Source organism: Vibrio sp. V10_P2A27P122 (assembly GCF_963874335.1).
In the GTDB taxonomy this organism is placed as follows: domain Bacteria; phylum Pseudomonadota; class Gammaproteobacteria; order Enterobacterales; family Vibrionaceae; genus Vibrio; species Vibrio anguillarum.
Genome location: NZ_CAWNHY010000222.1, coordinates 63,019 through 71,418, shown reverse-complemented (window position 1 = coordinate 71,418; position 8,400 = coordinate 63,019). Strand labels below are relative to the sequence as shown.

At 47.0% G+C, this 8,400-nt stretch carries 6 protein-coding genes; 4 read left to right on the top strand and 2 right to left on the bottom strand.

Annotated features, from left to right (window positions below; all coding sequences use genetic code 11):
- The first annotated feature begins 100 nt into the window (after nucleotides 1-100).
- The 3 genes from pepA to AACQ17_RS09510 all read left to right on the top strand — a co-directional run bounded on the left by pepA (nucleotide 101) and on the right by AACQ17_RS09510 (nucleotide 5,082).
- Nucleotides 101-1,609: a leucyl aminopeptidase gene (gene pepA / locus AACQ17_RS09520; RefSeq protein ID WP_010318842.1), complete on the top strand. Its 1,509-nt coding sequence runs from the start codon at nucleotides 101-103 to the stop codon at nucleotides 1,607-1,609.
- Nucleotides 1,610-1,676: 67 nt separating this feature from the next.
- Nucleotides 1,677-2,126 (top strand): DNA polymerase III subunit chi, encoded by a 450-nt coding sequence (locus AACQ17_RS09515; RefSeq protein ID WP_017043380.1) that lies wholly within the window; start codon nucleotides 1,677-1,679, stop codon nucleotides 2,124-2,126.
- A 94-nt stretch (nucleotides 2,127-2,220) separates the two neighbouring features.
- Nucleotides 2,221-5,082 (top strand): valine--tRNA ligase, encoded by a 2,862-nt coding sequence (locus AACQ17_RS09510; protein WP_047691075.1) that lies wholly within the window; start codon nucleotides 2,221-2,223, stop codon nucleotides 5,080-5,082.
- Between the two features lie 66 nt (nucleotides 5,083-5,148).
- On the opposite strand, the gene AACQ17_RS09505 is transcribed toward AACQ17_RS09510, so the two are convergent.
- Both AACQ17_RS09505 and AACQ17_RS09500 read right to left on the bottom strand, forming a co-directional pair.
- Nucleotides 5,149-6,111 carry a D-2-hydroxyacid dehydrogenase gene (locus AACQ17_RS09505; RefSeq protein ID WP_094146854.1) on the bottom strand — a complete coding sequence of 321 codons (963 nt, stop codon included), beginning with the start codon at nucleotides 6,109-6,111 and terminating at the stop codon, nucleotides 5,149-5,151.
- A gap of 29 nt (nucleotides 6,112-6,140) precedes the next feature.
- Complete coding sequence (locus AACQ17_RS09500; protein ID WP_047691070.1) at nucleotides 6,141-6,878, bottom strand: RluA family pseudouridine synthase; 738 nt, start codon at nucleotides 6,876-6,878, stop codon at nucleotides 6,141-6,143.
- Between the two features lie 248 nt (nucleotides 6,879-7,126).
- Here AACQ17_RS09500 and AACQ17_RS09495 point away from each other — a divergent pair, with 248 nt between their 5' ends.
- The gene (locus tag AACQ17_RS09495) at nucleotides 7,127-8,398 is read left to right on the top strand and encodes an NRAMP family divalent metal transporter (RefSeq protein WP_094146855.1); all 1,272 of its coding nucleotides are present in this window, start codon (nucleotides 7,127-7,129) and stop codon (nucleotides 8,396-8,398) included.
- The last annotated feature ends 2 nt before the right edge of the window (nucleotides 8,399-8,400 follow it).

Below are 8,400 nucleotides of genomic sequence, written 5' to 3'. Positions count from 1 at the left end.
TTAGGCGTTCAATTAAAAGTAGATCCAAACTCGGATTCAACCACTAAGAGCGCATTATCTAACATTTAGTTCTATTTGTCTTCAGGATGTAGGAGTACGCATGGAGTTCAGTGTAAAAAGTGGCAGTCCAGAGAAACAACGTAGCGCATGTATCGTTGTTGGAGTGTTCGAACCACGCCGCCTTTCTCCAGTAGCAGAGCAGCTTGATAAAATCAGCGACGGCTATATTAGTTCACTACTTCGCCGTGGTGATCTCGAGGGTAAACCCGGCCAGATGCTACTGCTGCATCAAGTCCCTGGTGTTCTGTCTGAACGCGTTTTACTGGTAGGTTGTGGTAAAGAGCGCGAATTAGGCGAACGTCAGTACAAAGAAATCATTCAAAAAACCATCAGCACACTGAACGAAACGGGTTCAATGGAAGCCGTATGTTTTCTGACTGAACTACACGTTAAAGGCCGTGATACTTATTGGAAAGTACGCCAAGCGGTTGAAGCAACGAAAGATGGTCTGTACACCTTTGATCAATTCAAGAGCGTTAAACCGGAGACTCGCCGCCCACTGCGCAAACTTGTTTTTAACGTACCGACTCGCCGTGAGCTTAACTTAGGTGAGCGCGCGATTACACACGGCCTTGCGATTGCATCCGGTGTGAAAGCGTCGAAAGATCTCGGCAATATGCCACCAAACATTGCCAACCCAGCTTATCTTGCATCTCAAGCGCGCCGCTTAGCGGACGACTACGAGAGCGTCACCACCAAAATCATTGGTGAAGAAGAGATGGAAAAGTTGGGCATGACCTCTTATCTCGCCGTCGGTCGTGGCTCAAAAAATGAGTCGATGATGTCGGTCATTGAGTACAAAGGCAACCCAGATCCAGATGCAAAACCAATTGTGTTGGTGGGTAAAGGCCTGACGTTTGATTCCGGCGGTATTTCATTAAAACCAGGCGAAGGCATGGATGAAATGAAGTATGACATGTGCGGTGCGGCGTCAGTCTTTGGCGCAATGAAAGCATTGGCTAAATTGAAATTGCCATTAAATGTCGTGGGTATCTTAGCCGGCTGTGAAAATATGCCAGGCAGCAATGCCTATCGCCCTGGTGACATTCTCACGACTATGTCTGGCCAAACGGTTGAAGTACTCAATACCGATGCCGAAGGTCGCTTAGTTCTATGTGATGCTCTCACTTACGTTGAGCGTTTTGAACCCGATTGCGTGGTAGATGTGGCGACACTAACTGGCGCTTGTGTGATTGCATTAGGTCACCACATCAGTGGCGTGGTTTCAAACCACAACCCATTGGCGCATGAATTGGTTAATGCTTCAGAACAAGCAAGCGATCGCGCATGGCGTCTACCAATGGCCGACGAGTACCATGAGCAGCTAAAGAGTCCATTTGCTGATATGGCAAACATCGGTGGTCGCCCTGGTGGTACGATTACCGCTGGCTGCTTCTTATCTAAATTTGCTAAGAAATATAACTGGGCGCATTTGGATATTGCAGGCACGGCATGGAAGTCAGGAGCAGCAAAAGGATCAACAGGTCGTCCCGTCTCATTGCTCGTCCAGTTCTTATTGAACCGCAGCGGCCAAGAGTCTGAGGAATAACCTCAAAATGTGAAAAGGGCCGCAAGGCCCTTTTTTGTTGATGAGCGATTAGATAGTAGGTGACAACATGCAGCGAGCCACCTTTTACATTGTGAACGAAGAAAGCCCTCAAGCAACGCTGGCAGGCTTTGAGCAATATGTCCTATTTCTGGCTCATCACTTCGCCAAACAAGGGGCAAAAATTTATCTGCATTGTGATGATAAAACTCACGCTGAACAGTTTGCCGAACATTTATGGCAAGTACCTGCTGAACAGTTTGTCGCGCACAATCTGGTGGGTGAAGGCCCGAAATACTCTACTCATATCGAGATTGGCTACCCCAACGTCAAACCCAATTGGAATCGTCAACTGGTAATAAATGTGGCGGATAATCATACAACCTTTGCGAACGCCTTTGCTGAGGTGGTAGACTTCGTCCCCTGCGAAGAAAAAGCAAAGCAACGAGCACGCGAAAGGTATAAAATCTACCGTCAAGCTGGCTACCAATTGCAAACAATCGAGATCCAACATCCATAGGTCAAACCTTATAGTTAAGGCGATCTTTAACAAGATCCTTCACTTATGAAGTTTGACTAAGATTAACCATTCACAGTATCCATTTAAGAGCACTATGGAAAAGACATATAACCCAACAGCAATCGAACAAGCTCTGTATCAGACTTGGGAAGAGAACGGCTACTTTAAGCCTCACGGTGATACATCAAAAGAAGCGTACAGCATCATGATCCCACCGCCGAACGTCACTGGTAGCCTTCATATGGGTCACGCATTCCAAGACACCATTATGGATACTTTGATCCGCTGCGAACGCATGAAAGGCAAAAATACCTTATGGCAAGTGGGTACAGACCACGCCGGTATTGCTACCCAAATGGTGGTTGAACGTAAAATTGCTGCTGAAGAAGGCAAAACCAAGCATGACTACGGTCGCGAAGCGTTTATCGACAAAATTTGGGAGTGGAAAGGCGAATCAGGTGGCACCATCACTAAACAGCTTCGCCGCCTTGGCGCATCGGTAGACTGGGATCGTGAACGATTCACTATGGATGCGGGCCTATCCAATGCCGTTCAAGAAGTGTTTGTTCGCCTTTACCAAGAAGATTTACTCTACCGTGGTAAACGTCTTGTGAACTGGGATCCAAAACTGCACACTGCAATTTCTGATCTAGAAGTAGAAAACAAAGACGTCAAAGGTCACATGTGGCACTTCCGTTACCCACTGGCTGACGGCGTAAAAACAGCAGACGGTAAAGACTACATTGTTGTTGCGACCACTCGTCCTGAAACCATGCTGGGTGACACAGGCGTAGCGGTTAACCCTGAAGATCCACGCTACCAAGCTCTGATCGGCAAAGAGATCATGCTGCCAATCGTCAATCGTCGCATTTCTATCGTGGGCGATGAGCACGCCGACATGGAAAAAGGCACAGGCTGTGTGAAGATCACCCCTGCTCACGACTTCAATGACTATGAAGTCGGTAAGCGCCACCAACTGCCGATGATCAACATTTTCACCTTTGATGCCAACATTCGTGACGCCGCCGAAGTGTTCAACACCAATGGTGAACCAAGTGACGCTTACAGCAGCGATCTACCTGCTAAATACCAAGGTATGGAGCGCTTTGCGGCACGTAAAGCCATCGTAGCTGAATTTGAAGCTCTCGGCCTGCTTGAAGAAATCAAAGATCACGACCTCACCATTCCTTACGGTGACCGTGGTGGTGTGGTTATCGAACCGATGCTGACCGACCAATGGTACGTACGCACAGCGCCACTAGCGGAAGTCGCAACCAAAGCCGTTGAAGATGGCGAGATTCAATTTGTGCCTAAGCAGTACGAAAACATGTACTTCTCATGGATGCGTGACGTGCAAGATTGGTGTATCTCACGCCAACTTTGGTGGGGTCATCGTATTCCTGCTTGGTATGACAACGACGGCAACGTTTATGTCGGCCGTAGCGAAGAAGAAGTGCGCGAACAAAACAACCTAGCCCCAGTGGTGGTACTGCGCCAAGATGATGATGTATTGGATACTTGGTTCTCATCCGCTCTTTGGACTTTTGGTACACAAGGCTGGCCAGAAAATACTGAGGCACTAAAAACATTCCACCCGTCTGACGTTCTTGTTACTGGTTTCGACATCATCTTCTTCTGGGTTGCACGCATGATCATGATGACCATGCACTTCTGTAAAGATGAGAATGGTAAACCACAAGTGCCATTTAAAACTGTTTATGTCACAGGCCTTATCCGTGATGAAAACGGCGACAAAATGTCAAAATCTAAAGGCAACGTGCTTGATCCTATCGACATGATCGATGGTATTGATCTTGAGTCTCTGGTTGAAAAACGTTGTGGCAACATGATGCAGCCACAGCTTGCAGCCAAGATCGAGAAAAATACACGTAAAACCTTTGAAAATGGTATCGAACCTTATGGAACCGACGCACTGCGTTTCACGCTAGCAGCGATGGCTTCAACCGGTCGTGATATCAACTGGGACATGAAACGCCTAGAAGGTTACCGCAACTTCTGTAACAAACTCTGGAACGCGAGCCGTTACGTGTTGATGAATACCGAAGATCTCGATTGTGGCTTTAACGCAGGTAGCGAGCTTGAGTATTCGTTAGCCGATAAATGGATCGAGTCTCAATTTGAATTGACGGCTAAAGAGTTCAACAACCATATCAACAACTTCCGTTTAGATATGGCGGCAAATACCCTTTACGAATTCATCTGGAACCAATTCTGCGACTGGTACTTAGAGCTGACTAAACCCGTATTGTGGAAAGGCAGTGAAGCGCAGCAACGTGCAACGCGCCGTACATTAATTACGGTATTAGAGAAAACATTACGCCTCGCGCACCCAGTGATCCCGTATATCACTGAAACCATTTGGCAAAGCATTAAGCCATTAGTGGACGGCGTTGAAGGTGACACCATCATGCTGCAAGCGCTGCCTCAGTACGATGAAGCGAACTTCAACCAAGCGGCGCTAGATGATATCGAATGGGTGAAAGCCTTTATTACTAGCATTCGCAACCTACGTGCCGAGTACGATATCAACCCAGGCAAACCTCTTAACGTGATGCTAAAAGCCGCCAACAAGCAAGAAGTGGCACGTTTAGAAGCGAACAAAGCGGTACTGTTGTCACTGGCTAAACTGGAGGCACTACGCGTTCTTGAAGAGGGTGAAGAGACTCCTGCTTGTGCAACGGCGCTGGTTGGTCAATCTGAGCTGATGATCCCAATGGCTGGTTTGATTGATAAAGATGCGGAGCTAGAGCGCTTAGCAAAAGAGATTGCTAAAACTCAAGGCGAAATCAAACGCATTGAAGGCAAACTCAATAACCAAGGGTTCGTCGCTAAAGCACCCGAAGCCGTTGTCGCTATCGAGCGTCAAAAGCTGAATGGCTATCAAGATACCTTGGTTAAACTGGAAGAACAGAAAGCGACCATAGCCGCGCTATAATCGCGATTGCGTTACCATTAAAAAGGTCGGTGTGAAAATACCGACCTTTTTTATTTATTCACGCCATCAGCAGACGCGATTTTTGTGCTCTCCACGCTCAAACGCGGCAATGTTATCCATCAAAATCGTTGCCAATTGTGAAATAGCTGAGTCACTACCCCATGCCACGTGTGGTGTGAGCAACAAATTTGGCAAATCCATATTGGCTAGTAAGGGATTTGTTTTGTCCGCTGGTTCTCGACTGAATACATCCACTCCAGCGCCAGCAATTTGCCCAGATTTCAATGCTGTCACAAGTGCTTGCTCATCAACCAAACCACCACGGCCTGCGTTAATCAACAATGCATTAGGCTTCATCATCTTTAATTCGTTCTCACCTATCAGGTTTCGGGTTTGCTCGCTCAATGGGCAATGCAAACTCACAACATCCGCCTCCGCTAACATTTGTTCAAAGGGCATAAAACCTTGTCGGCATACCTTGGCCCCCTTTCGTTCAGCAAATATCACCTGCATGCCTATCGCTCGTGCCAACGCTGCGGTTGCCTGTCCGAGCGCGCCACTCCCCACAATACCAAGCGTTGAACCTGCAACATCCCCTATCGGATGAGTAAAAAAGCAAAATTGTTGATTGCGCTGCCACTCGCCATTGGCAATATCTTGATGATAAGCAAACAAGTTACGCCTTAAGGCATAAATCATCCCAACTACATGTTCCGGAACAGAACGGGTGGCATAGCCTTGAACATTCACCAGTGCGATGCCTGCTTCACGACAGTAATCGACATCGACGTTATTGACGCCTGTGGCCGACACAGCAATCAAGCGCAATTTCGGACATTGTGAGAGTAACGCTCTATCCAGCACCACTTTATTGGTGATTACGATATCGGCTTGAGATAGGCGATCGAGCGCTTGTTCGGCAGAAGTAAAGTCAAACTCAAGCCAATGATGAGCAAAAGGTAAGCTTGGCAATCGAATATAAGCAGGGATTGTGGCCCTATCGAGAAATACAACCGTGGGTAGTGACATATCAGCTCCTTGTCGCCACCCACGTCACACTAAGGTCGGGGCAACGTTTTGTAATCTGGTAATTTTCGCTCAGGATCAAAGTGTTGCAAAATTTGCTCTTGTGCTTCGGGATAAAAGTCACAAGCAACAAAAAGGTTACGCAACCAATGACTCTTTGGATGATAAAAACTGAGCTCTGCGGCATGCAGCGCTAAGCGATCGGAAAAATCTTGCGCTTCTTGCGGGGCATAAAACTCATCACCCACAATCGGATACCCCAAAGCTTGCATGTGCACACGTAATTGATGCGAACGGCCAGTCACAGGAAAAAGACGTACAATTGTCGTTTTTTCTTCTCTTTTCGCTACTTGATATAAAGTTTTTGATGGTTTTCCATCTTCAAAGCAGACTTTCTGTTTAGGCCGATTTGGCCAATCGCAAATCAGGGGTAATTCAACCGCCCCCTCGTCAAGTTCCATTACGCCCCACACGCGAGCGTAATAAATTTTATGCGTTAAACGGTATTGAAACTGCTTTTTCAATGCCCCTTCCGCGTATTTATTTTTTGCCAGCACCATCAAGCCAGAAGTCGACATATCCAAACGATGCACAACTTGGATCTCTGGATATTGCTCAGCCAAACGACTCCACATACTGTCGTGATGCTCAGGCAAGCGTCCTGGAACCGACAGCAGACCTGAAGGTTTATTCACCGCGAGAATCTGATCATCTTCATAGACAATATCAATCCAAGGATCTGTGGGCGGCGTGTATTCAAGCATAGCCATCGAAGGTTTCTCCTAAAAAAATCGGCGCATTATAACAACCTCTCCGCCAAGCCAATAGAGAAGAGTCATCTTAGTTTCGTTAAATCATGAAATCGTCAGTAAGTTAGCCTTGCTTAGAAATATCACTTGAAATGTAACTTAAAATTGACAGATTGACTGGGTGTGATATTGATTGATGAGCTTGACATTAAAGTCAGCTTCAAAAGCAAAAATTATAAATAACACAACATCAAGTCTAAGGAACAAGAATGGAACACAGCGTCCCTTATCAATCGGCCAAACGTTTAACCCTGCCACAACTGCTTCGTTCACTCGGGCCGGGCATTATGATGGCAGCAGCAGCCGTCGGCGGCTCTCATCTCGTCGCATCAACTCAAGCAGGTGCAATTTATGGCTGGCAACTCGCAGGCCTCATTTTGCTAGTCAACTTATTAAAATACCCCTTTTTTAAGGCTGGCATTCAATACACCATGGGGACAGGCAAAAGTTTAGTACAAGGCTATGCTCATCTCGGGCGCGCTTACTTATGGGTTTTTGCCCTCTTAAGTGTGGTGTCGGCCATTATAAACACCGCCGCGTTACTGCTGTTTAGCGCCAGTTTACTGGCCTATTTTGTCCCTTTTGAGCTGGGCAATATTGTTCTTTCCGTGATTGTGCTGACCACTTGTTTGCTGATCCTTTTTGCAGGCCACTTTCGCGCGCTCGACTCACTTTCTAAAATGATTATGGCAGTACTGACAATCGCCACCTTACTCGCCGTGGTGATTGCCGTCGCAACCCCAGCACAGATAGTGGTAGAAACCATTTCGCCTTCACCTTGGACACTCGCCGCGATCGGTTTTTTGGTGGTGACAATGGGCTGGATGCCCGCACCCATTGAGATTTCGAGCATCACTTCGGTGTGGCTCAAGCGTCAATGCCAAGAGCAGCAAGTGACGCCGCAATCCGCACTATTTGATTTCAATGTGGGCTATATCGGTACTGCAATCTTGGCGATTGTATTTTTAGCGCTTGGTGCCTTAGTACTACACGGAACAGGCGTTGAGCTCTCGAAATCTGGCGTCGGCTTTTCGCATCAATTGGTCGGATTGTACGCTTCAACCATAGGTGAGTGGTCACGTTATTTAATTGCAGTGATCGCCTTTTTCTGTATTTTTGGCAGCACCATCACCGTCATTGATGGCTATTCACGAGTGATTGCAGAATCACAACGTCTTTTGCAAAACAAAGAGAGCCAAAGCCCACGTTGCTACCAAGCTTGGGTCATCGTGGTATCGGCTTTAGCGCTGGCCATCATTGCCTTTTGGGCTTCAGCACTGATGCCAATGCTGAATTTTGCGATGATCATGGCATTTATGACCACGCCAATTTTTGCGCTGCTCAACTATATTCTGGTGACTAAAACACCTTTACCGGCTGAACTCGCAGTAGGAAAAAAACTCAAAGCGCTGTCTATCGTAGGGCTTGTTTATCTGTTTGGCTTTTTAGCGCTGTTTATTTGGTGGAAGTGGCTTATGTAACA